Source organism: Streptococcus dentapri (assembly GCF_042649885.1).
Classification (GTDB): domain Bacteria; phylum Bacillota; class Bacilli; order Lactobacillales; family Streptococcaceae; genus Streptococcus; species Streptococcus dentapri.
The window spans coordinates 1-23563 of the sequence record NZ_JBHSAC010000055.1 but is presented as its reverse complement, the minus strand read 5'-3'; the positions used below and the strand labels follow the sequence as shown (position 1 = coordinate 23563).

The window sequence follows — 23563 nt, the reverse complement described above, 5'->3', positions numbered from 1 at the left end:
AACTCCTTTAATCTATTGTTACCTGATAGGTCGTATTTTCCGTAATAACCTTCGCGGCATGGTTGAGATCTTTTTCATTTTTGAAAGAAATCTGTAGAATACCATTGATATCTTCACGATTCTCTTCATTGATGTGAATATTAACCAGCGAGGTTCCCCTCAGTAATTCCAAAATATGCAAAATAACATCTTCCTCATCGGGAATATCCACGAAGAGATCATAGCTGCTGTCAACTCCGCCGCGTTTATGAATTTCCATAGCCTTACGGGTCAATCGTCCCCGATTAAAGAAATTCCAGATACCATCCTCATCATTTTGAGATATAAGCTGGGTCACATGGTCCAAACGTGCCTTGAAATCTTCAATACGCCCAATTACCGCTTCTTTATTCGTCAATAAGATGCTGCTCCACATACCTGGTTCGCTTTCTGCAATACGGGTCATATCGCGAAAACCACCGGCCGCAAAATGATTGGTCATTTCATGTTCCTTAGCATAATCTCCTGCCTGCTCCATCAAACTGGCAGCCAGTACATGAGGAAAATGAGATATCTGACTGGTAACACGGTCATGCTCAGCAGCATCAATTTCGACAAAGCGCGCATGCAGACCACTGAGCAAATCTTTTAAAACTTCAAGTGTTTTCGGCTTGGTTAAACTGGTCGGCGTAAAGATGTAATAGGCATTTTCAAAGAGATTGACATCCGCCGCAATGGCGCCAGATTTATGAGAACCAGCCATGGGATGGGACCCCACAAATTGGACCGATCGACCAGTCAGGTATTTTTCGGCCGCAGCCACAATTTCACCCTTGGTTGAGCCAGCATCGGTAATAATGACGCCATCTTTCAAATCCATCTCTGCCAAGATAGCAAGGAAATCAATGGTTTGCTTGATGGGAACAGCTAAAATAATGACATCCGCTAAGGGCGCAAATTCTTTAAAATCGGCAGTCGCTCGATCAACAATACCGCGTTCTAAAGCGACTTCTCGCGATTTGTCAGAGCGATTGTAGCCTAAAATAGTATAGTCAGGATGGTCACGCTTAATCCCAAGAGCAAGCGAAGCGCCAATCAAGCCCAAACCAGCAATATAAATTGTTTTAGCTTCTTCCATAATCATGATGCTTTCTTTCTCTAATAGCCAAAAGGCTCCCTCCAATAAGGGAAAGCCTCTCAACAAGTGATAACTAGACTAGTCACTACTAAAAATTCTTGACATAATCACGGTGATTAGCCACCGCATCTTTGAGTTCTTCCATATTATCTGAAGAGAATTTCTCAAGAATTTCATTAGCTACTACTGTTGCCACTACTGATTCCATAACAACACCCGCAGCTGGTAGAGCTGTGGGATCCGAACGCTCAACGGTTGCCTTGTAAGGCTCATGTGTTTCAATATCAACAGACATGAGCGGTTTATAGAGCGTAGGGATTGGTTTCATTACCCCACGAACCACAATGGGTTGGCCATTGGTCATCCCACCTTCAAAGCCACCTAAATTGTTGGTACGACGGGTATAACCTTCCTCTTTATTCCAAAGAATTTCATCCATGACTTGTGAACCGCGCAGGTAGCCGTCTTTAAATCCAAGACCGAATTCAACTCCCTTAAAGGCATTGATGGACATTACCGCTTGGGCGATTTTACCATCGAGCTTGGTATCCCACTGAACGAAAGAACCTAGTCCGGCAGGAACGCCTCCAACAATGGTCTCAATCACGCCACCGATAGTATCTCCTTCTTTTTTAATCTGATCAATATAATCTTTTATTTCTGGTTCCCGCTCTTGGTTGACAACAGAAATCTCTGATTGACCAGCTAGATCCTTGATTCGCGAAACAGTTAATCCTTCTGGTATATCAATTTCTTTACCACCAAAGACAACAACATGATTGGCAATCTCAATATCAAGCTCAGCCAGAATACGTTTGGCAACTGCACCTACAGCCACCCGCATGGTTGTTTCACGAGCAGAAGAACGTTCTAAGGAATTACGCAGGTCATCAAAGCGATATTTCATCCCTCCGACCAAATCAGCATGACCGGGGCGGGGATGGGTAATCTTACGTTTGGTTTTCAAACGCTCTTCAATATCTTCAGCTGCCATAATATCCAGCCACTTTTGATGGTCCCGATTAGCAACTTCTAAAGTAATAGGAGCTCCGGTTGTTTTACCATGGCGCACGCCTGAACTAAAAACCACCTGATCGCTTTCGATTTTCATTCGACCACCGCGACCATAGCCGCCTTGGCGACGTTTAAGATCAACATTGATGTCTTCAGCTGTCAAAGGTAGCCCAGCAGGAACTCCTTCAATAATCGCTGTCAAGCGAGGACCATGTGATTCACCAGCTGTTAAATATCTCATTCTTTCACCAAATAGTCTTTCATCTCTTCTAGGGGAATTTGATTGATGGCAGCACTTCCGATTTCAGGAACGATAACCGTTTTAATACTATTACCACGCGCCTTCTTGTCATGCGTCAGCGCTCTGTATAAATCATCAACCTTCCAAGGTTCATAGTCGGTTGGTAAGCCAAATTTAGCACACATATCGATGATCTTTTGGGTAATGCCCGCTGGCATCACTCCCTTTTTCTCAGCGACACGCGCCATCTGAACCATGCCAACAGCCACAGCTTCTCCGTGCATGATCTTGCCATAACCAGCCGTCTGTTCAATAGCATGACCGATGGTATGACCAAAGTTGAGGTACATGCGCACGCCACCCTCAAACTCATCTTCAACGATAATTTTTCGTTTCACATCGCAAGAACGATAAATAATCAATTCTGCATATTTTAAAATAGCATCGGTATCTCCAGACATTTCTGATAATACGTCCCAAAGTTTAAGGTCATCAATCAAGCCATATTTGATAACCTCTCCCATCCCTTCAACAAGCTCGCGCTTACCTAAAGTTTCTAAAGTCTTGGGATCAATAAGAACACCATCGGGCTGAGCAAAGGTACCAATAATATTTTTGGCAAGAGGGGTGTTAACACCTGTTTTGCCACCAATTGAAGAATCTACCTGAGCTGTCAAACTGGTTGGAATTTGTAGGAAATGAATCCCCCGCATATAGGTTGAAGCCACAAAACCAGCTAAGTCTCCAACAACACCGCCACCCAATGCGACAATGCCATCGCTGCGCGTCAGACCTTGTTTAATTAAAAACTCATAAGCCTTGTTAGCAGTAGTCAAAGACTTGCTGCCTTCACCTTCAAGAAAGTCAAAAACGACTGTCTCAAAGCCAGCTCCCTCTAAGTTTAACTTGACTTGTTCAGCATAGAGGCTGCCAACATGATTATCCGTGATGATGACAATTTTTTGCGGTTGCCAAAGACTGGCTGCCCATTCTCCAACCTGATGTAGGCTACCTTCTTCAATCACTATATCATAAGGATTGTGGGTTAAATCGACATGTAACTTCATAGAGTACCTCTCATTAAGAATCGTAACGTTCTTCCAATTCTCTCCAAATAATATCGGTTGGCATCTGCTGACCTGTCCATAATTCAAAGGCCTTAGCCGCTTGATAGAGCAGCATCCCCAGACCGTTGATAGCCTTGAGGCCCTTGCTGCGAGCATATTTGAGAAAGGGCGTCTCAAAGGGCTGATAGATAACATCTGCCACTTGCAGACCTTCCTGCAATACCATATCATCAGCGATGACCATGGAGTTGCCATCCATACCGACACTGGTTGCATTAACCAGCAAATCAGCTGCTGCAATCTTTTCCTGAATCAGAGCTTGATCTTCAACAGGGAAAACTTCAATCGCAACACCTGTTGCGCCGGCATATTTCTGAGATTGTTTTTTGGTCGTTTCTAAGAATTGACTCTGATTAAAGATATTGATCTTTTTAGCACCATTTAAAGCAGCCTGAACAATAATCGCCGTGGCAGCACCCCCGCCTCCTAGAATGGTCATAGTCTTGTCTTTCACATCAAAACCATTTTGAGACAAGGCCATGAAAAAACCATAACCATCCGTATTGTAACCTACTAAATGACCATCACGATTGACGACAGTATTGACAGCACCGATCAGCTCAGCGGCTTGATCTAGTTCATCCAAAAAAGGGATAACCGCTTGCTTGTAAGGCATGGAAAGGTTGATCCCGAACATATCATAGCGTCGGACATTCTCAACCGATTCTTCTAAATCCTGCTCAGGAATATCCCAAGCAAGATAAACCCCATTGATACCAGTCGCATCAAAGGCATAGTTGTGGATAAAGGGGGAAATTGAGTGTTTAATCGGTCTTGCTACTACAGCGGCCATTCGAGTGTGTCCATCAATCTTCATCAAGAATCTCCCTTATCTTATACATATCGGCTAGGGCAATCTGACCAGGAGCGCTCTCTTCATCAGAACTAGCAAAGGTCCAGCTAGATCCCGTCAAATCACTAGCAATGCGTGATACTTGACCGAGCTTACCCATAGACATGGTCACATAATCTTGCTCAGGATTGAGCACCTTGAAACCTCTGGTAAAATTCATTAAATCCAGAACATCCTGCTCAGTCTGTGGCATGACTGCAACCTTAACAACGCGAGGTGTCAGTGCTGTCAGCTCAGAGAGAATTTCCATAAGATTATCTGGTGTCTCTTGAAAATTATGGTAGGACAAAATGAGATTAGGGAAATCAAGCATTTCAGATAGGGAGCCCTTGTAGGAGAAATACTCAAAATCAATGTAATCAGGACGATAGAGGGAAGAAACCTCTTTAATCAAACCGATGTATTCTTCATCCGTCAGGCTGATTTGTCCACCTTCTTTTTCTGTCCGCAGAGTGAAAATAATCTCACGTCCGGGAAATTTTTCAAAAATAGCTGGTGCCACTTCAATGATAGCTTCCTTAGGCAAGAAGTCTGCCCGCCATTCAATGATGTCCGCGTGTTCGTACTTAACCGTTTCGATTTGATTGGCCTCATCCAATGATCGAGGCATTACTGGAACTACTATTTTCATAATGTTATCATTCTACCTTTATTGTATATACTTTTAAATAATTACTACGCTTATCAGCTTTATTAACCGTAAAATCAGCAGGCAATTGCTTTAAATCCAAGTAACGGTGCTTAATCCTGCCAAATCCTTTTTCTAATTCTTGCTGGAATTGTTCGACTGATACATTTGACGCATTTGTTGAAGCAATAATAGTTCCTTCTGGATTCAAAATCTCCACCGCTTGGCTGATTAGCTTATGATAATCCTTAACAACCGAGAAGGTCTGCTTCTTGTTGCGAGCAAAGCTGGGTGGATCTAGAATAATCAGGTCATAGCTCAGTCCCCTTCGCTTGGCGTAACGATAATAGTCAAAGACATCCATCACCATCAGTTGATGATGAGTAAGATCCAGACTATTAGCCTCGAAATGAGCCCTTGACAATTCTCTTGAACGCTTGGCCAAATCGACCGATGTAGTATCACTGGCACCGCCCATAGCAGCCGCTATGGAAAAAGCTGCCGTATAAGAGAACATGTTAAGAACCGACTTCCCCAAGGCCAAACCGTTGATTAAACTCAAACGTACCTCATGTTGATCTAAGAAAATCCCCGTCATCAAACCGTCATCCAAAAAAACGCGATAATGGACACCATTTTCTAAAATCGTAAAGGTATCAGGTGCTTCTTGACCATAACAATGAGCTGACTCATAAGTCAAACCCTTGAAACGGATTTTTTCATAACCACCTAAAAGCTCTGGATAGACTTGCTTAAAAGCAGCAATAATCACGTCACGCAAACTATAAATATAGCTGTTATACCAAGAAAATAGGGCGTAGCTCCCATAGCGATCGATACTCAAGCCACCTAAATGATCTCCCTCTTGATTAAAAAGACGGTAGGCTGTCGTCAATTCATCATTTTCATAGGCCTGACGTTTCTGTCTAGCTCTTGTCAATAAATCAATGAAGAAGTCTTCATCCAAGTGAACCTGATCCCTTGAAATCAGCCAACCGATTCCCTTGTTTTGAGATGAGAGATAAGCAGTACCCAAGAAATCTTGCTTGCTATTATAGAGACCAACGACTTGGTCATTCAAGGAAAAATTTTTAAAATCTTGCCCTTGTAAGAGCTGAATGCCCTGATTGATTTTTCTTGCAACCAAGTCATCCAAAATAAGCTTATTCATATACTAGTTATTGTACCAAAATTTCAGTCATCTTGCTAGCTTGTTTCATACTAATTTCATCATCCCACAAAGTGATTACGGCTCCTTTGCTCTTTTTCATTTCTTAAACATTTAGCTCCCTATCTAAAAAATAATTTGTGGTATAATAAAACAGAGTTTTTAAAATAAACTATGAGGCTATAGAATGAAAAAATATTTGCATCCTTTTAAATTGCTAAGCAAAATAATAAATACACGGCTTGGCTTTATTTTAGTTTTGTTATTCTTCTATTGGATAAAATCGATATGGGCCTACAGTGTTGATTTTAATCTGGAGTTGGAAGATATGGTTCAGACAATTGTGGCGATTTTCAATCCTCTACCGCTGGGGTTACTGATTTTAGGTCTTCCGCTTTACTTTAAAAATAGTAAGATTTTTTATACTTTAGAGATTGCTCTCTATCTGCTCTTAAATATTATCATTATTGGTAATTCTATTTATTTCAGAGAATTCACCGACTTCATCACTGTAAATACGCTGCTGGCCAGCTCCAGTGCCGCAGCCGGTTTAGGAGATTCGGCTTCCAATCTTTTGGAAGTTTCAGATCTCTTCTATCTCATTGATCTCATCTTTTTTATTCCACTTTTAATACGCAAAAAGATAAAATCTGACAAGCGCCCCTTTAACAAGCGAGCAAGTTTTGCGGTTACAGCCCTGTCTTTGATGCTTTTTTCTGCCAATCTCTTTGCGGCTGAAACCATTCGTCCACAGTTATTGACACGCGGTTTTTCAAATTATTACGTTGTCCGTGGTATCGGTCTACCGGCCTTCATCACTTACAGTGCCAATCAGACCTATCAAGCGCAAAAGGAACGTAGTGCTTCTACTGCTGATGATCTAAAAAAAGTTCAAGAGTACGTCAAAAAAGACTATGCTGCTCCAGATCAAAAATACTTTGGTATTGCTAAGGGACGCAATGTCATTGTCATTCATTTGGAGAGCTTCCAACAGTTTTTAATTGACTATAAATTGAAATCTGATGGGAAAGAATACGAAGTTACACCTTTCCTAAACTCACTTTATCATTCCAATTCATCCATCTCTTTCTCAAACTTCTTCCATCAGGTTAGAAACGGGAAAACATCTGATGCTGAAACAATGATGGAAACATCACTCTATGGTTTGAATAGCGGTTCTTACATGGTTAATTACGGCGGTGATAACACTGCCTACGCCACTCCTTCTATCCTCGCTCAAAAGGGCGGTTACAGCAGTGCAGTTTTCCACGGTAATACTGGTAGTTTCTGGAACCGTAATAATACTTATAAACAATGGGGTTACGATTACTTCTTTGATTCCTCTTACTTGGAAAAACAGACCGATTCTAATTCCTTCCAATATGGTTTGAACGATAAATATCTCTTTGGTGATTCAATTAAGTATCTGGAACAGATGCAACAACCCTTCTATGCCAAGTATATTACCGTATCTAATCACTTCCCATATACCAGCCTTAATGGGGATAAAAATGAGCTAGGTTTCCCGTTGGCTGATACCGCGGACAAGACCGTAAACGGTTACTTTGCTACCGCCAATTATCTGGACTCTGCTTTAGAATCCTTCTTCAATTACCTCAAGGCTAGCGGTCTCTACGATAAGTCCATCATCGTCCTCTACGGAGACCACTTCGGTATCTCAAACGATCGCAATAGCAGTTTGGCACCTCTACTTGGTAAGGATCCTGAAACATGGTCAGATTACGATAATGCCATGGTACAGCGTGTGCCATATATGATTAACATCCCAGGTTATACTAATGGTTTCATTGATGATACCTACGGTGGTGAAATCGATGCCCTGCCAACGCTCTTACATCTGTTAGGGATTGATACTCAAGGCTATGTTCAAATGGGACAAGACTTGCTCTCACCGGCTAACGATCAGTTAGTACCTTTGAGAACACCTGGTTATTATATTACCCCAACCTACACTAGCTACGGTGGTAAAAACTACTATACGAAGACTGGTGAACAAATCACTGAGCCTAATGAAACTACTAAGGCCGAACTCGAGAAATACCGTAAACAAACAGCCGAGCAGCTAGCAAACAGCGATGCTGTTCAAACCGGAGACCTCCTGCGTTTCGCTGATATTCCGGGGCTCAAGCCTAACGATGCCAGCAAGTACTCCTACACCAAGTCCATGAGTAAGCTTAAAAAGATTAATAAGAAACTAGGCGATAAGTCGACCAGTCTCTATAGTCAAAACGGTGATCAGACCACCGCTAATCTCTACGAGGCCAAGAGCTATTCAGAGATTCATGGTCACGAAGAGAGTGGGGCATTAAGCTCATCGAGTTCAAGATAAGAAAAACTTCACTTGCCATTGCAGCAAAGTGAAGTTTTTTATGCCTTATGAGCCAAAAAGCAAGCGCACTCAATAGTCTGTGATTTCTGGACGATCATGAACATTGCTCTGTTTACCTTGACGTGCTTCTAGCACTGCTTCAATATCAGATGGTGTCACATTAGTTTCAGCCAGCATAACAGCCAAATGATAGAGAAGGTCAGCTGTTTCATTGGCAATTTCATCCTTATCGGCATTCTTGGCAGCAATAACCACTTCAGTTGCTTCTTCGCCGACCTTTTTTAATATCTTATCCAAGCCCTTGTTGAAAAGGTAGTTGGTGTATGAGCCTTCCTTGGGATTTTGCATGCGATTCAAGGCTTCTTTATAGAGTATTTCTATCATAATTAAGATACCAAGACTCTGACGGAGAGCCTATTTTTTTCCTTCCTTTTGTAGATTATTAGTAAAGAGAGCGTTCTCATCACTGTTAAAAATTTCATTAAAAAAGCAAGTATAAGCGCCGGTATGACAAGCGGCACTGATTTGTTCAACAGCGACAAGGAGGGTGTCTTTATCGCAATCTGCTTTGATGGATTTGACATATTGGTAATGACCCGATGTAGCGCCTTTATGCCAGAGTTCATTGCGGGAGCGACTCCAATAGTGCATTTGTTTAGTTTCAAGCGTTTTCCGGTAGGCTTCTTCATTCATATAGGCCAACATAAGAACCTGGCCATTACGATAATCGGTCACAATAACAGGAATCAAGCCACCTTGCTTAGCAAAATCAAGTCTTATCTCTGTCATAGCCTCACCTCCAGATCTGCTTTCAGCATGGCTTCCTTAGTATCCTTGATAGAGACTTGACCATAGTGGAAAATTGAAGCGGCCAAGGCACCAGTTGTCGGGGTCTTTTTAAAGACTTCAACCATATGCTCAATATTCCCAGCACCTCCAGAGGCAATGATGGGAACATTGACAACCTCAGCAACAGCATTGAGCATATCCAAATCAAAACCAGACTTGGTGCCGTCCTTGTCCATAGAGGTTAGGAGAATCTCACCAGCCCCCAAGGCAACCGCCTCCTTAACCCAGTCAATCAGGTCCCGACCGGTATCTTTGCGGCCGCCGGCTACATAAACATGCCAAGAGCCATCATCTTCTTTTTTAGCATCAACAGCCAAGACAACACACTGGCTACCAAAGCGCTCAGCACAGTCGTAAATGAGCTGAGGATTGGCTAAAGCAGAAGAATTAACCGCTACCTTATCCGCGCCTGCCTTGAGCATTTTATTCATATCCTGACTGGAACGGATTCCTCCGCCAACTGTAAAAGGAATGAAGACCTGATCAGCCACGCGCCTAACCATATCGACAGTCGTATCACGCTCTTCATGGGTAGCTGTAATATCCAAAAAGACTAGTTCATCACAGCCAGCTTCATAATAAGCCTTGGCTGCATCAACAGGATCCCCAATATCGGTCAAATTAACAAAGTTTACTCCCTTAACCACTCGGCCATCTTTGACATCCAGACAAGGGATAATTCGTTTTTTTAACATCTTAGCCTCCTAAAGTTCTCAGCTCATCCAGTGTGATATTGCCATTATAGTAGGCCTTGCCGACAATGGTACCTGCTACGCCGATCTCCCGCAAGCGTGTCAAATCACTCAGCTGAGCGATTCCACCAGAGGCAATCACTTTTGCCTTGGTCAATTTCTCTACCAAATATTCATAATGTTCAAAATTAGGCCCAGTTAAAGTTCCATCACGCTCAACATCAGTATAGACAAAGAGCTCAACCCCTATTTTTTCCATCTCAAGCGCTAGACTAATATAATCTAAATTGCTGGTTTCCAACCAGCCCTCGGTCGCTACCAGACCGTTCTTAGCATCGATACCCACAACAATCTTGTCACTGCCAAATCGCTCCAAGGCAGCCTTGACAAAGTCAGGATTTTTCACCGCCATGGAGCCTATGATGACTCGGTCAATACCGACATTGAGGTAGTCTTTGATTTGCTCTAAGGTGCGAATACCGCCTCCTACTTCGACCTTGATATTTGTCGCCACTTTGAGAGCAGCAATCAAGTCACGATTAGTCGCTTCCCCAGCTAAAGCCCCATCCAAGTCAACTACATGAATGTAGGTCATGCCAGCATCCGCAAAAATTCTTGCCTGACCAAGTACATCGGGATTGACAACAGTCCTTTGGGTAAAGTCACCTTTGAAGAGGCGAACTGCTTTCCCATCTTTAATATCAATTGCTGGAAGAATTTGCATCTCTTTCTCCTTTTCTTATATAGGCTACATAGGCCTATGTTTCTCCACAGAAGGCAACAAATTTTTGGAGAATCCCTAGACCGACCTTGCCCGATTTTTCGGGATGAAATTGAACTCCGTAAACACGATCCTTGTGTATCATAGCCGGCACTTCCATGGAATAGTTAGCAGTCACATCAATATAGTCAGCTGACACATCAGTAAAGTAACTGTGCACAAAATAAACGGACTGATTTTCAAGACCAACTGTCAAGGGACTCTCCTGCTTGATCTTAAGTTCGCTCCAACCTATGTGGGGCACTGGATAGCCAGCCTTCATGGGAATGGTGCGACAAACACCCGGAATGAAGCCCAAACCTACCGTCTCCTCGTGTTCCAGACCTGTCTCGGTCAAGAGCTGCATACCCAGACAGATTCCTAACAAGGGGGTCCCTTGAGCTACTGCTGATTTAATCGTGTTTACCAAACCCCGTTTCTCCAATTCTGCCATGGCTGCTGGATAGGCACCAACTCCTGGTAAAATCAAGCCATCTGCTGCTAAAATTTTCTCCTTGTCACCAGATAAGTCAGCTTCAACACCCAATTTGGCTAAGGCTCTTAGGACATTGGCCGTATTACCCGCCGCATAATCAATAACAATTATCATCTTCAAAATAGTGAGTCCATGGAAAAATCTAATCAAACCGACCAAAACAACTTTTCTATGAACTTTTTCCTTTCTAAAGCATTCCCTTGGTCGAATTGACCCCGTGAATCTCTGGATTAACAGTAATCGCCTCACGTAAGGCACGGCCTGTCGCCTTAAACATACTTTCCGATTTGTGGTGACTATTTTTACCGTGCAAAATCTTAAGATGGAGGTTCATCTGCACATTGAAGGCTAAAGCTTGGAAGAATTCCTCCACCAATTCGGTGTCAAAATTCCCCAATCTGGGATTGTCAAATTCGGCATCAAAGACCAGATAGCTGCGCCCTGAAAGATCCAAACTAGCCATTCCCAAAGTTTCATCCATAGGCACAAAAGCTGTACCATAGCGGTTAATCCCTGCCTTATCACCCAGCGCTTGACGAATAGCTTGACCTAGGACAATACCCACATCTTCTACTGTATGATGACTGTCCACATGCAGGTCACCATCTGCCTTAACTACAAGGGAAATACGGCTGTGTCTGGCAAAAAGAGTTAGCATGTGGTCGAAAAAGCCGATACCCGTATCAATATCTACTGGCTCTTGGACATCTAAGTCTACACTCAGTTTAATTTTTGTTTCAAAAGTATTACGATCAATAGTCGCTTCTCTCATATGTTTACCTCGTCTAATATCTCAATCACTTTATACAAATCCGGTTCCTTAATCTGGTAGGGTGCTTGTTCGCGCACGATGGGTTTGGCACAAAAGGCAATACCGATGCCAGCCAGCTGAATCATGGGAAGGTCATTGGCTCCATCTCCCATGGCAACAGTTTGGTTCAGGCTCAGCTCATTTTCAGCAGCCCAATCGCGCAGTTTCTGAACTTTAATATCCTTGGTCACAATATCACCATAAGTCCGACCAGTCAGAATCCCGTCGCGGATTTCCAAATGATTGGCCTTGACATAATCAATTTCTGCTTCCTCTGCCAGACGGTCAACTGTTTCATGAAAACCACCTGATACCAGACCAATCTTATAACCACGCGCATGCAACTCATTTACTAATTTCTTTGCCCCCTTATTGAAATGGATGCGGGCATAGACCTTATCGAAAATAGACTCCGGTAAGCCCTTCAAGGTAGCCACCCGTTCAGCCAGTGCTTGTTGGAAGTCCAACTCGCCGCGCATGGCACGCTCAGTAATCTCGGCCACCTGTTTACCAACACCAGCTTCTTCCCCCAATAGATCAATCACTTCTTCTTGAACTAAGGTTGAATCAACATCCATGACCAGAAGCCCCTTAATTGCTGTCATTTCTCACCTCAATCGCTCTAGCATGAGCTTGCAAACCCTCGGCGTAAGCCAAACAGGTAATATCATGCTCTGCACTGTTGACAGCAGCTTTGCTGTACTGGCTGTATTGGATGCGTTTGATGAAGTCATGAACACCCAAGGCCGATGAAAAGCGACTGGTGCTAGTTGTCGGCAAAACGTGGTTGGCACCAGCGTAGTAGTCTCCAATAGGCTCACTGGTATAGTGGCCCAAAAAGACGGAACCAGCATTTTCAACTTTATCTAAATAATCATAAGCCAGTTCCATAGCAATTTCCAAATGCTCTGGCGCTATCAGGTTCATAAGCTCAAACATACTATCAGTATCTTTAGCGATGATAATACGACCGTTGTTTTCAATGGATGGACGCGCAATAGCTTGACGGGGTAGCTCAAGCAATTGTTTTTCTATTTCAACTTCCACTGCATCTGCCAACTCTGTCGAATCTGTCACCAAAATTGCCCGTGCCAACACATCGTGCTCAGCCTGAGACAAGAGATCTGCTGCCACAAAACAAGGATTGGCACTGCTGTCAGCAATGACTCCAATCTCCGACGGCCCAGCAATCATATCAATGCCAACAACACCATAGACCTGCTTCTTGGCAGTCGCTACAAAAATATTTCCAGGACCTGTAATCTTATCAACCTTGGGAATGGTCTGCGTGCCATAGGCCAGCGCAGCAATCCCTTGGGCACCACCTACTTGGTAAATCTTATCAACACCTGCTAACTTAGCTGCTACCAAAATCGCAGGTACAAACTGCTCCTGCGGCGGGGTGATCATGATGATTTCCTTGACCCCTGCGATTTTAGCCGGAATAACATTCATCAAGACTGATGAAGGATAAGCCGCTGTACCGCCCGGCACATAGACTCCCACGCGCTCAATCGGCCGAATCATCTGACCGCGAAGAACACCTTGACTGGGGTGATCTTCAAAGCCTGTTTCTAACTGTTGCCGGTGGTAAGACTCAATATTAGCCTGAGCATTTTTCAAGGCTGTCAATACATCCTGATCAATCTCATCAAAGGCCTGATCAATCAAATTTTGTTCAACTTCAAATTCTGTTAAACCAAGCTTGTCAAACTTGAGCGAATAATCTCTCAAGGCCTGATCACCACGTGTCTTTACATCTTCAATAATCTGACGGACGCTCTCTTCAACATCAAGATTTTCCTGACTGAGTTTCAGCTGTTCCTGATACAAAATTTGAGCAATTTCTTCATTGCTTCCTGTTAATCGTTTCATTGGAAAGGCACCTCCTCGTGACCTACAATAGCTTCAATTTTCTTAATGAAAGGCAGCATTTGAGCATTGTTTTTGAGTGCCGCCTTATTGACAATCATGCGAGCCGAAATCCGACCAATATTTTCAAAGACCTCCAAGCCATTGGCCACTAAGGTATTACCCGTCTCAACAATATCGACGATGGCATCGGCCAGACCAATAACAGGGGCAATTTCAACACTTCCCTGAATGGATATGATTTCAACATCTTCTCCCTTTTTATTATAAAAATCAGTAGCGACAGTCGGGTACTTAGTCGCAATTCGCTTGCGCTTGTGGTCGGTCGAATCAAAACTTGGGATGGAGGCCACCGCAAATTTACAAAGCCCAAAGTTCAAATCCAACATTTCTAGATAGCCTGTTGGGTGTTCCAGCAAGACATCCTTGCCAACAACTCCGATATCAGCAACCCCGTGGCGAACATAGGTAGTAACATCCGGTGCTTTAACCAGAAGAAAACGAAAACGTTTATCTGGACTTTCAAAAATCAGATTACGCCCCTTATCCGCCATGAAGGACATATCAAAACCAGCTTTTTCCAAGAGTCCAATCGTACCCTTTTCAATTCGCCCTTTAGTTAGGGCGATGGTAATTTGTTCAGTCATTTACTTCACCCCTTCCAAACTGTTATGGATAGCTCGATAGATACTGTCTAGATCAACAGCCCAACCGACCGCTGTCAATTCTTTAGCACCAAAGCGTTCAAATAACTTATCATAGCGACCACCCGACACAAAGGCATCGGGAACATTCTCACCGAAGACCTTGAACATCATACCTGTGTAATAGGGCAGAGATGGCACCTGAGCTAGGTCTATAGTTGTTTGGGGTAAAAAACGATAGATATCTCCTAACATGACTTCTAAATCATCCAGTGCCTTGAGAATAGTTTTATTATTGGCCAACTGTCGAGCCTTCATCAAGACTTCATGGCTTTCACCAAACAAGAAGGGCAACTCCCTAATCAGGCGATCAAACTCGCTGGGATGGGTCTTAGTAAATCCATTGAGTCCCGTGATATTCTTATCAATAATCGCAGTTTCCAAGTCTCCTAATAGGCGATCATCCAACTGTAACTCCTCGAAAATAGTCTGAAGGATACCTGCGTGAGAGAATTCAAACTGATAAACCTTGACTCCAGCGACATCCAGAGCTGATTTAGCAGATAATACGGCTTCCTTGAGCGCCTTATCCGCTGGAAAACCGACAATTTCGACACCCGCCTGTGTATGTTCATTGATCAGGCCACGCATTTCTTCATTGTAGTTGAAAACCTTCCCCGAATAAGAAAATTTTATGGGGGTCGTCACCTGTGTGGAAGCAATTACCCGGCCAACCTGACTGGTGATATCTGGGCGCAGACTGAGTAGATCCCCCGACTTATCAAAGAGATGGTAGTGGGTATTGTTAAGCTCATCTCCAAAAACTTCGGCGTGCTCCAGTGTCGGTGTTTCAATCCGAGTGAACTGCTGGTTAATCAGCAAATCGCTAATATCACGCTCCAAGCGGTACATGCTAACCGCCCGTTTAAATAATTTATCATGCATGCCTACCGGCAAAGTTGTTTTCTTCATTTATTTACCTCTTAAAATAAGAACTCTTACTATTGGCTTCCTTTTAAAACAAAAGATCATTGATAGTCATGAGAACCTTCTCCATCTCCGTTTGAGTTCCAATTGAGATACGCAGATAGTCCTTGATCCGCTCTACTTTAGGAAAATACCTGACATAAATGTTTTTGCTCTGTAAATAGTTAAATAGATTTTCTGCCCTAACTCCAATTGGTTTTGTCAGAACAAAGTTGGTCGAGCTAGGCAGAACCTCAAAACCGATGGCTTGCAATTCTTGGCTGAACCAATCACGACTAGTCATGATTTTTTGGCAAGTATCTCGATAATAGTTCCAATCCCCAACAGCAGCGCAAGCCAAGGCCTCTGCTAGACTATCGACATTGTAGGGATTGATAGAATTTTTCACCGCCTTGATAACTGCCATTAGTTCAGGATTACCGATACCATAACCTACTCGCAGACCGGCCAAGGCAGCATCCTTGGAGAAGGTCCGTGTGATAAAAAGGTTCTTATACTTTTTAAGCAGGGGCAGGGCAGTCTCTGCACCGAAATTGATATAGGCTTCATCCACGATGACCACGACATCCTGATTGGCCGCAATAATCTTCTCTAGATCATCCAAAGACTTAACGATTCCCGTTGGTGCATTGGGATTGGTTAGAACAATACCACCATTGCTAGCTAGGTAGTCTGCAGTCATAATTTTAAAATCGGAAGTCAAAGGAATTTCCTGATAAGAAATCCCATAGAGCTCCGACCAAACCCTGTAAAAACCATAAGTTAAATCAGGAAAAAGCACAGGCTCATCGTTGTTAAAGAAGGCCAGGAAAGCCATGGACAGAATATCATCTGACCCATTGCCAACAATGATCATATCCTGATCTACTCCTAGCTGCTCTGAAAGAGCTGAGCACAGGTTAGCCTGATCTAAGGTTGAGTATTTGCGTAAGTTATCCGTATCAAACTTATCTAGAATTTGCGCCACTTTTGGACTTGGCCCATAGGCATTTTCATTGGTATTTAACTTGATGAGATTTTTGCCCTTGGGCTGTCTCCCAGCTACATAGGGATCAATCTGTCGCAGGCCTCTGATCATATTTTCCTCTTTCTATTTTCAGCTTATCTATTTTTAAAGTTAGCAAAAACGTCCTCGCAAAAAGACTTTTGCAAGGACGTCGCAACGTGGTTCCACCTAAATTCGAAAGACAGTCACCTGCCTTCCCTCATGAAGTTATAAACTTCTAGTTTTTAACGGAACCACCCGTCAAGCACTACTTGCATTTCGCACCTGCACTCAAGAATGTGTGACTGAACTGCTGTGCCGTTCTCAGCAAAGGCACTCTCTGTCATGGAATTCAGCCTTGTTTCTATCATCGTTTTAATCTATTAGAGACATTATAGCAAAGTATTCTGACAATTTCAAGTCAAAAAATAATTTTCTGACAATTTATTTTACCACTAAACAAAAAGGCTCCAAAGATAGCAATAAAAATACTCCACGCAGTACTGCTATAATCGCAAACGTTGAGATTTCGTCACAATGTTTAGTCAAAGAAATTGGCGATAAGTCAATCTCTGACAGCAACAGTACTTAAGTGGGGTACTCTTTTATTTTATAAAACAATCTATCTACTTGCTACGACTTCTTAGCCAAGCTTTGCGCACTTCTTCAATTAGGAAAATGATAATTGGGCAAAGTAAGAGAATTCCCCATTCCACAAGGTTAATCGGTGCGGTATTAAAGAGACCATTGAGGAAAGGTAGGTAGGATAGGAGAGCAAAGAGCACGACCTCAATGCCGATACCCAGATTGATGGTACGATTGGTGAAGAATCCTCGCTTAAAAATTGACTGGGTCTTGGTACGACAGTTCATGACCTGAGCAATTTGGCTAAAGATGATAGCTCCCAGAGTCATGGTCGTCGCCTCACGATAGACAGGACCACTACCAGCTAAGACACCATTCAATTGCCCGTGCAGCACATAAACGAAGAAAAAAGCAAGCATGGCTAAAGCAGCTTCCAAACCACCATACCAGAGGAAGGATTTAACCAACAACTTAGGATTGATTAAGCGGTCATTTCTTGCACGCGGTGGCCTGTTCATGACCCCTTCTTCTGCCTCTTCTGTGCCTAAGCCCAGAGCTGGTATCATATCGCTGCCCAGATCAATTGCTAAAATCTGCATAACGGTCAAAGGCAGAGGTAGTAGGCCTTTCGAAAAGAGGAAGAAGGCTGAGGGAACAGCTTCCGAAGTATTACTATTGAAGATATAGCTGAGAAATTTACGTAAATTACTGTAAATCGTACGCCCCTCCTCAATCGCTGTGACAATAGATGTAAAGCGGTCGTCTGTCAGAATCATATCAGCAGATTCTTTGGCGACATCGGTACCGGTTATACCCATAGAAACCCCAATATCAGCCTTTTTCAGAGCAGGGGCATCGTTGACCCCGTCACCTGTGACAGCAACAACATGGCCTAAAGTTTGAAGATTAGTAACGATGCGGAATTTTTGTTCAGGTGCAATCCGAGCAAAGATCACTTGCCCCTTCAGAGCTTCTTGCAATTCCTGGTCAGACATCTCTTCCAAGATTCGACCGCTGATAACTCGTGGTTGATCTGTTGTAACAATGCCGATACTTTTAGCAATACTGACAGCGGTCAAGTCATAATCCCCAGTCATCATGATAATTTGGATACCAGCATCATGACACTTGGCAACAGCTTCCTCGACTCCTTCGCGCGGTGGATCCTGCATAACCAAGAGACCCATGAAAATCATATCGACTTCAGTATCGGTAACCGTGGCTCTCTCAACATCACTATCATCATCGTAGAGACGCAGAGATAATGCCAAGACCCGTAAACCATTTTGGGCATAAGCGTCATTAGCACGTAAAATAGCAGATTTTTCGGAATCACTAAGCGGTCTAATACTTCCATTGTCATGAATGCGTGAGCTTAGTTCCAAAATCTCTTGGGGAGCTCCCTTAGTAAAGGAAGCGGTAGACTTCCCGTCAATCGGATTAGACAGATGGTTGAAAGTCGTCATCCGCTTTCTATCCGAATCAAAAGACAGCTCTTTGAGGCGGTAATTATTTAAGCTATTATCGTCCAAGTCAATACCGGCTTTTTGAGCTGCTACTTCGATACAGGCTTCTGTCGGATCTCCCAGCACTTCATAATTGGGATTATCCGTATTGGGATTATTGATATGAGCATTACTACAGAGCGTGGCTCCACGCAAAATCCAGTTGAGATCCGCATCCTGTTCTGCCCTTGCTTCCTTACCATGGAGAAGAACTTGACCGACAGGCGCATAACCCAGACCTGTCAGCCTGTATTCTTTTTTGGGAGTCCAGATATTGCGGATGGTCATCTCATTCTTAGTAAGGGTTCCTGTCTTATCCGAACAGATGACTGTTGTTTCACCTAAGGTCTCTACCGAAGCTAGTTTCTTCACCAGGGCATTTTTTTTAGCCATGCGCTGGACGGCCATGGCCAAGGATAAGGTGATCGTTGGCAACAAGCCTTCTGGGATAAAGGCGACGATCATTCCTAGTGAAAAGATGAAGGTCTGAGCAATTGGCTCCTTGACAAAGAAAATAGCACTTAGGAAGAAAAATATCCCGACAGCCATGGCAATGACAGAAATTTGCTTAGTCAGTCGATCAACTTCTTTTTGCAGGGGACTCTTATCATCGGCCACAGTTTGAGTCAATTTAGCAATTTTACCAAACTCTGTTTTCATGGCAATCTTAGTCACAACTACTCGAGCCGAACCGTTTGCAACCGTTGTCCCTGCAAAGACCAGATTGTCCGCTTCAAGGGCTGTCGTATCTGTGTCCGTTACTAGTTTAGCATTCTTGTGAACGGGATTGGATTCCCCCGTCAGAGCGGATTGATTGACCTGTAAGTCGGTTGATAGGAGAATACGAGCATCCGCCGAGATTTTATCTCCTTCTTCAATCAGTAAAATATCACCAGGCACCAAATCCTCAGCCAAAATTTTCTGCTCAATTCCATCGCGAACTACCCGTGCATAGGAAGGCAGCATATTTTTCAAGGCTTCGGAAGCATTCTGGGCACGATTCTCCTGAACAAAACTAAAAACACCGTTGATAATATTGACCAGCCAGATAGCGAGACCCAATTCAAAGGTGCCAGACAAAATGGCAACCAGACCACCAATCCAGAGCAAAAGAGCCATTAAGCTAGTGAAATTTTTCAGAAAGCTGATTATCTTAGATTCTTGATTCTTGGTTTCAAGCTGATTCTTACCATATTTTTTTTGGCGTTCTAGAAATTCTTCACTGTGTAAACCAGTTTCTCTGGTTTGCAATTTTTGAAATAAGTCATCAGAAGAGAGACTTTGATAATTAAAGACCTCATCATTCATGTAACCGCCTCCTTTTCTATTACTCCTATATTCTAGCACTATTTGAAAAAAATAGAAACAAAGTGAAAAGAATGTTTTCACGTTCTAATAACCATATAAACAATGATTTACAAAGGAATATAGTATAAGCAAAATCTTCATGAGCTCAGTAGATGCTGAAGTTTTTTACTAGTTATACTAAATAATATATAAAGAGGATGGACCTTTATCCACCCTCTACTTCCATTCTCAAAAACTAATCTCAGCTTATTTAGCTTCCCAATAGCGGACAGTCTGCGTCATGTTCGTGTAAGTATTGTTTTCATAAGTAACTGTCACTTGCTGGCTGTCTCCGCGCCAGTAGTATTGGCTAAAATCAGTTCCTTCGGTAATAATAACATTGCCGTAGATATCTACATTTTTCACCTCTGGATTGGTAACATAAACATAGGAGTAGGGAGCTGGCGCTGTTCTGTAACGATTTTGCTCGGTAACACTATAAGCGTTAGCTTTGGAAGATATGGCTGCCAAACTAAGGGCAGCAGCGCCTAAAACTAGAGTCTTTTTTGTGAGTGATTTCATTGAGTAGAATCCTTTCATATTTTCGAGCTAAAAAACTCTATCCTAGTATATAAATTTAATTTAGTAGGGTCAATAACATTATCAGCAAATGCTAATATATCGTCTTGAACTGTCATCAAGGGATTTGAAAAAACTAGACCCCTGGCTAAAAACAAAAAACCGAACCCCGCAAAATAGGATTCAGTTTTATATATAAATGAGCTAGTTGTTAGGACAAACTTTTGTGCTGTCTTTGACTGCTAAACTTATTTAGTCATCTTTGCGTTTGTAAGCTGCCAAGAGCGTTGAAACGGCAAAGACAAGCATTCCGGCACCAAAAACAGTCATACCATACGATTGGCCATCACCAGTTGCTGGTAAAGCAGCTGCCGGTGCTTGAGGATTAGAAGCTACAGGAGTTGTCTTAGTCTCTTTCACCGGTGGATTATCTTCTTTTTCCCAAGTTGTTGGTTTTTCTGGAAGCTCTGGTTTTGGTGTTTTGACTTGCTCAACAATATAGTTCTTATGCCACATAACAGTTGGAACAGCAGGTGGTGTTGGTTCCGTCGGCTCTGCTGGCACTTCCACTGAAATAGTAGTTGGCGGTGTTGGAGCTGTCGGCGGCGTTGGAGCTGTTGGCTCCGTCGGCTCATCTGGAACCTCTACCGTCGTATAAGTTGGCGGCGTTGGTTCCGTCGGTGGCGTTGGAGCTGTTGGCTCCGTCGGCTCATCTGGAACCTCTACCGTCGTATAAGTTGGCGGCGTTGGTTCCGTCGGCGGCGTTGGAGCTGTTGGCTCCGTCGGCTCATCTGGAACCTCTACCGTCGTATAAGTCGGCGGCGTTGGTTCCGTCGGCGGCGTTGGAGCTGTTGGCTCCGTCGGCTCATCTGGAACCTCTACCGTCGTATAAGTTGGCGGCGTTGGTTCCGTCGGTGGCGTTGGAGCTGTTGGCTCCGTCGGCTTATCTGGAACCTCTACCGTCGTATAAGTCGGCGGCGTTGGTTCCGTCGGTGGCGTTGGAGCTGTCGGTTCCGTCGGCTCATCTGGAACCTCTACCGTCGTATAAGTTGGCGGCGTTGGTTCCGTCGGTGGCGTTGGAGCTGTTGGTTCCGTCGGCTCATCTGGAACCTCTACCGTCGTATAAGTCGGCGGCGTTGGTTCCGTCGGCGGCGTTGGAGCTGTTGGCTCTGTTGGTTCTGTCGGCTCATCTGGAACAACAACCACCTTTTTCTCAGGAGGTGTTGGAGCCGTTGGCTCTGTTGGTGGTGTTGGAGCTTCCGGCTCCTCACCTGGATTCTTAGGGAAACCAACATTGGAATTGATAGCGAACCAGTAAACCGTTGGCGCACCATCCGCATTGGCACCCTTAGCCGTAAAGACCATATGACCATCGGTTAAGCGAGCACCAGCCCCACCATAGTAGAGATATTGAGAAGCTGGATCATCCCAACCTGGAAGTGTCGGACTTGTTTCACCGTTAAAGACTGCACCGTGTTCAATGTATTGGTTATCATTAACTGAAGTGATTTCGCCATCAGCCAACTGGGTGACACTTGAGTTGGGGATGGCAACAAATTCCTTATCGCCAATGTTAACGAACTCTTGGTGTTCTGTTGATTGAAATTTTTTCTTAGGTGTGAAGGTGATGAAGCCTGTATTGGGATTAATAGTGTAGGTTCCAAGAATGTCATCATTTCCATTGAAAGTGTATTCAGTCGTACCTATAGAGTGGGCATTTCCTCCACCTGAAGCATAGACAGAAGTACCATCGATAACCTGTTCGCTTTCAATCACGACATCGTAATTATTATTATTCCAGCCATATTGTTGTGCAACGATTTTAAGCGGATTGCTAGCTGAGATATTGACTGTAACACCAGAACCAAAATCGGCACGACCTGATTTGACAGTAACAGCTCCGTTTTTAATCTCCATCTTGCTGCCATCAGCATAGGGGTTCCAAGTTCCACGAACGGTGTTACCATTAACATCTTTGGCTTCAACTGTCAGTGGACGAACGGTATCTTCACTAGAAACATAAGCTGCACCAGTCCAGTGGTTGAGGGAATTGAGGGCGACGATGGCCTTACGTTGAGAAAGATCAAATTTCTGACCATTCTCATCATAAAACTCAACATCAATTTCAACTTTGACGCTTTCCCCAGGATTATCTGTCGAGGCTCCGACTGTCAAGGTAACGGTCGGGTCGGCATCAACCTTGGCAATACCTTTACCATCGTGTGAAGGGAGATCCACAATATGGTAATGGTAGATAACCTTGCTAATCTTTTGTTCTTCACCTTCAACACGCATAGATGCTTCTGATAGATTGTCATAAGTGACAGAAAATCTATCACCTTCTTTAACTTGAATCCATTCGGATTCTCTGTCAGAATAAGGGCTGGTGGAAACAATTCCATTTGGATCTAACTCATTTGATTCGTATTGCATGACCGAACCCTTTTGAGCCAGACGATTGTGCTCTTCTTTGGTTAGGTAATTGCTAATTCCATCAATCGTGTGAGTAGCATTGGGCTCACGCATGAAGGTCAGTTCCTGAGCGGCTTGGGTTGCTGTCAAACCTGTATCAGCCAAGAATTGTTCATAAGCGTCCTTAGCATTTTTATACTGAGCAAGAGCTGTTTGATATTCAGCCAACTTGGTTTGATAAGTAACAAGATCCTTGTCATACTGTTCTTTAGCCTTGTTATACTCAGCAAGATCTGCTTCATATTTAGCCTGCGCTTCAGCGTTAGCTTTATCTGCTGCTTCTTTTTCAGCTACCTTGTTGTCGTAGTTGGCCTTGTCAGCATCGTATTGAGCCTTATCCGCATCGTACTGCGCCTTATCTTGATTGTACTGAGCAAGAGCTGCTTCATACTCAGCCTTAGCCTGATCATATGCTGCTTTTTCTTGGTCATACTTAGCTTTAGCGTCAGCGTTAGCTTTATCTGCCGCTTCTTTTTCGGCTACCTTGTTGTCATAGTTGGCCTTGTCAGCATCGTATTGAGCCTTATCCGCATCGTACTGC

The 23563-nt window shown here is 43.5% G+C and carries 21 protein-coding genes; 1 reads left to right on the top strand and 20 read right to left on the bottom strand.

Annotation, left to right across the window (positions count from 1 at the left end; translation table 11 throughout):
- Window positions 1–7: 7 nt before the first annotated feature.
- From ACFOSE_RS06645 to ACFOSE_RS06620, 6 genes are all read right to left on the bottom strand, one after another.
- Window positions 8–1117: a prephenate dehydrogenase gene (locus ACFOSE_RS06645; protein ID WP_380431916.1), complete on the bottom strand. Its 1110-nt coding sequence runs from the start codon at window positions 1115–1117 to the stop codon at window positions 8–10.
- An 88-nt stretch (window positions 1118–1205) separates the two neighbouring features.
- Window positions 1206–2372, bottom strand: coding sequence for a chorismate synthase (gene aroC, locus ACFOSE_RS06640; RefSeq protein ID WP_380431867.1), 1167 nt, complete (start codon window positions 2370–2372; stop codon window positions 1206–1208).
- Window positions 2369–3439, bottom strand: coding sequence for a 3-dehydroquinate synthase (aroB, locus tag ACFOSE_RS06635; RefSeq protein WP_380431865.1), 1071 nt, complete (start codon window positions 3437–3439; stop codon window positions 2369–2371). Before aroB ends, aroC begins: the two co-directional genes overlap by 4 nt.
- Window positions 3440–3452: 13 nt before the next feature.
- Window positions 3453–4316, bottom strand: coding sequence for a shikimate dehydrogenase (locus tag ACFOSE_RS06630; protein WP_380431863.1), 864 nt, complete (start codon window positions 4314–4316; stop codon window positions 3453–3455).
- Window positions 4306–4983: a type I 3-dehydroquinate dehydratase gene (gene aroD, locus ACFOSE_RS06625; protein WP_380431861.1), complete on the bottom strand. Its 678-nt coding sequence runs from the start codon at window positions 4981–4983 to the stop codon at window positions 4306–4308. The genes ACFOSE_RS06630 and aroD overlap by 11 nt, the downstream gene beginning before the upstream one ends.
- 7 nt (window positions 4984–4990) lie before the next feature.
- Window positions 4991–6151, bottom strand: coding sequence for a class I SAM-dependent rRNA methyltransferase (locus tag ACFOSE_RS06620; protein WP_380431860.1), 1161 nt, complete (start codon window positions 6149–6151; stop codon window positions 4991–4993).
- Window positions 6152–6335: 184 nt separating this feature from the next.
- On the opposite strand from ACFOSE_RS06620, the gene ACFOSE_RS06615 reads away from it, so the two are divergent.
- Complete coding sequence (locus tag ACFOSE_RS06615) at window positions 6336–8498, top strand: LTA synthase family protein (RefSeq protein WP_380431859.1); 2163 nt, start codon at window positions 6336–6338, stop codon at window positions 8496–8498.
- A 69-nt stretch (window positions 8499–8567) separates the two neighbouring features.
- Here the strand turns inward: ACFOSE_RS06615 and hisE are convergent, their stop codons facing one another.
- From hisE to ACFOSE_RS06545, 14 genes are all read right to left on the bottom strand, one after another.
- Window positions 8568–8882 (bottom strand): phosphoribosyl-ATP diphosphatase, encoded by a 315-nt coding sequence (hisE, locus tag ACFOSE_RS06610; protein ID WP_380431857.1) that lies wholly within the window; start codon window positions 8880–8882, stop codon window positions 8568–8570.
- 30 nt (window positions 8883–8912) lie between these two features.
- Window positions 8913–9287, bottom strand: coding sequence for a phosphoribosyl-AMP cyclohydrolase (gene hisI, locus ACFOSE_RS06605; RefSeq protein ID WP_380431855.1), 375 nt, complete (start codon window positions 9285–9287; stop codon window positions 8913–8915).
- Window positions 9284–10042 (bottom strand): imidazole glycerol phosphate synthase subunit HisF, encoded by a 759-nt coding sequence (gene hisF / locus ACFOSE_RS06600; RefSeq protein ID WP_380431854.1) that lies wholly within the window; start codon window positions 10040–10042, stop codon window positions 9284–9286. Before hisF ends, hisI begins: the two co-directional genes overlap by 4 nt.
- Window position 10043: 1 nt before the next feature.
- On the bottom strand, window positions 10044–10763 hold the full coding sequence (hisA, locus tag ACFOSE_RS06595; RefSeq protein ID WP_380431852.1) for a 1-(5-phosphoribosyl)-5-[(5-phosphoribosylamino)methylideneamino]imidazole-4-carboxamide isomerase: 720 nt from the start codon (window positions 10761–10763) through the stop codon (window positions 10044–10046).
- 34 nt (window positions 10764–10797) lie between these two features.
- Window positions 10798–11409 carry an imidazole glycerol phosphate synthase subunit HisH gene (gene hisH / locus ACFOSE_RS06590; protein ID WP_380431914.1) on the bottom strand — a complete coding sequence of 204 codons (612 nt, stop codon included), beginning with the start codon at window positions 11407–11409 and terminating at the stop codon, window positions 10798–10800.
- Window positions 11410–11482: 73 nt separating this feature from the next.
- Complete coding sequence (hisB, locus tag ACFOSE_RS06585; protein ID WP_380431850.1) at window positions 11483–12067, bottom strand: imidazoleglycerol-phosphate dehydratase HisB; 585 nt, start codon at window positions 12065–12067, stop codon at window positions 11483–11485.
- Window positions 12064–12711 (bottom strand): phosphoserine phosphatase SerB, encoded by a 648-nt coding sequence (gene serB, locus ACFOSE_RS06580; RefSeq protein WP_380431848.1) that lies wholly within the window; start codon window positions 12709–12711, stop codon window positions 12064–12066. Before serB ends, hisB begins: the two co-directional genes overlap by 4 nt.
- On the bottom strand, window positions 12698–13981 hold the full coding sequence (gene hisD, locus ACFOSE_RS06575) for a histidinol dehydrogenase (protein ID WP_380431846.1): 1284 nt from the start codon (window positions 13979–13981) through the stop codon (window positions 12698–12700). Before hisD ends, serB begins: the two co-directional genes overlap by 14 nt.
- Window positions 13978–14625, bottom strand: coding sequence for an ATP phosphoribosyltransferase (gene hisG / locus ACFOSE_RS06570; protein WP_380431844.1), 648 nt, complete (start codon window positions 14623–14625; stop codon window positions 13978–13980). The genes hisD and hisG overlap by 4 nt, the downstream gene beginning before the upstream one ends.
- Window positions 14626–15594 (bottom strand): ATP phosphoribosyltransferase regulatory subunit, encoded by a 969-nt coding sequence (locus tag ACFOSE_RS06565; RefSeq protein WP_380431842.1) that lies wholly within the window; start codon window positions 15592–15594, stop codon window positions 14626–14628.
- A gap of 43 nt (window positions 15595–15637) precedes the next feature.
- Window positions 15638–16687, bottom strand: coding sequence for a histidinol-phosphate transaminase (gene hisC / locus ACFOSE_RS06560; RefSeq protein ID WP_380431841.1), 1050 nt, complete (start codon window positions 16685–16687; stop codon window positions 15638–15640).
- Window positions 16688–17220: 533 nt separating this feature from the next.
- Window positions 17221–19992: a cation-translocating P-type ATPase gene (locus ACFOSE_RS06555; RefSeq protein WP_380431840.1), complete on the bottom strand. Its 2772-nt coding sequence runs from the start codon at window positions 19990–19992 to the stop codon at window positions 17221–17223.
- A 246-nt stretch (window positions 19993–20238) separates the two neighbouring features.
- Complete coding sequence (locus ACFOSE_RS06550) at window positions 20239–20553, bottom strand: hypothetical protein (protein ID WP_380431838.1); 315 nt, start codon at window positions 20551–20553, stop codon at window positions 20239–20241.
- Window positions 20554–20802: 249 nt separating this feature from the next.
- On the bottom strand, window positions 20803–23563 hold a 2761-nt coding region (locus ACFOSE_RS06545; protein WP_380431836.1), incomplete at its 5' end, for a GbpC/Spa domain-containing protein.

Excerpts from the sequence above, each read along its gene's own strand:
- ACFOSE_RS06645 (WP_380431916.1), bottom strand. The coding sequence starts at position 1,117 with ATGGAAGAAGCTAAAACAATTTATATTGCTGGTTTGGGCTTGATTGGC.
- hisH (WP_380431914.1), bottom strand. The coding sequence starts at position 11,409 with ATGATAATTGTTATTGATTATGCGGCGGGTAATACGGCCAATGTCCTA.
- ACFOSE_RS06550 (WP_380431838.1), bottom strand. The coding sequence starts at position 20,553 with ATGAAATCACTCACAAAAAAGACTCTAGTTTTAGGCGCTGCTGCCCTT.
- aroB (WP_380431865.1), bottom strand. The coding sequence starts at position 3,439 with ATGAAGTTACATGTCGATTTAACCCACAATCCTTATGATATAGTGATT.
- hisC (WP_380431841.1), bottom strand. The coding sequence starts at position 16,687 with ATGATCAGAGGCCTGCGACAGATTGATCCCTATGTAGCTGGGAGACAG.
- ACFOSE_RS06555 (WP_380431840.1), bottom strand. The coding sequence starts at position 19,992 with ATGAATGATGAGGTCTTTAATTATCAAAGTCTCTCTTCTGATGACTTA.
- hisI (WP_380431855.1), bottom strand. The coding sequence starts at position 9,287 with ATGACAGAGATAAGACTTGATTTTGCTAAGCAAGGTGGCTTGATTCCT.
- ACFOSE_RS06565 (WP_380431842.1), bottom strand. The coding sequence starts at position 15,594 with ATGAAGAAAACAACTTTGCCGGTAGGCATGCATGATAAATTATTTAAA.
- ACFOSE_RS06620 (WP_380431860.1), bottom strand. The coding sequence starts at position 6,151 with ATGAATAAGCTTATTTTGGATGACTTGGTTGCAAGAAAAATCAATCAG.
- hisA (WP_380431852.1), bottom strand. The coding sequence starts at position 10,763 with ATGCAAATTCTTCCAGCAATTGATATTAAAGATGGGAAAGCAGTTCGC.
- aroC (WP_380431867.1), bottom strand. The coding sequence starts at position 2,372 with ATGAGATATTTAACAGCTGGTGAATCACATGGTCCTCGCTTGACAGCG.
- aroD (WP_380431861.1), bottom strand. The coding sequence starts at position 4,983 with ATGAAAATAGTAGTTCCAGTAATGCCTCGATCATTGGATGAGGCCAAT.
- serB (WP_380431848.1), bottom strand. The coding sequence starts at position 12,711 with ATGACAGCAATTAAGGGGCTTCTGGTCATGGATGTTGATTCAACCTTA.
- hisF (WP_380431854.1), bottom strand. The coding sequence starts at position 10,042 with ATGTTAAAAAAACGAATTATCCCTTGTCTGGATGTCAAAGATGGCCGA.
- hisB (WP_380431850.1), bottom strand. The coding sequence starts at position 12,067 with ATGAGAGAAGCGACTATTGATCGTAATACTTTTGAAACAAAAATTAAA.
- hisD (WP_380431846.1), bottom strand. The coding sequence starts at position 13,981 with ATGAAACGATTAACAGGAAGCAATGAAGAAATTGCTCAAATTTTGTAT.
- hisG (WP_380431844.1), bottom strand. The coding sequence starts at position 14,625 with ATGACTGAACAAATTACCATCGCCCTAACTAAAGGGCGAATTGAAAAG.
- hisE (WP_380431857.1), bottom strand. The coding sequence starts at position 8,882 with ATGATAGAAATACTCTATAAAGAAGCCTTGAATCGCATGCAAAATCCC.
- ACFOSE_RS06630 (WP_380431863.1), bottom strand. The coding sequence starts at position 4,316 with ATGAAGATTGATGGACACACTCGAATGGCCGCTGTAGTAGCAAGACCG.
- ACFOSE_RS06615 (WP_380431859.1), top strand. The coding sequence starts at position 6,336 with ATGAAAAAATATTTGCATCCTTTTAAATTGCTAAGCAAAATAATAAAT.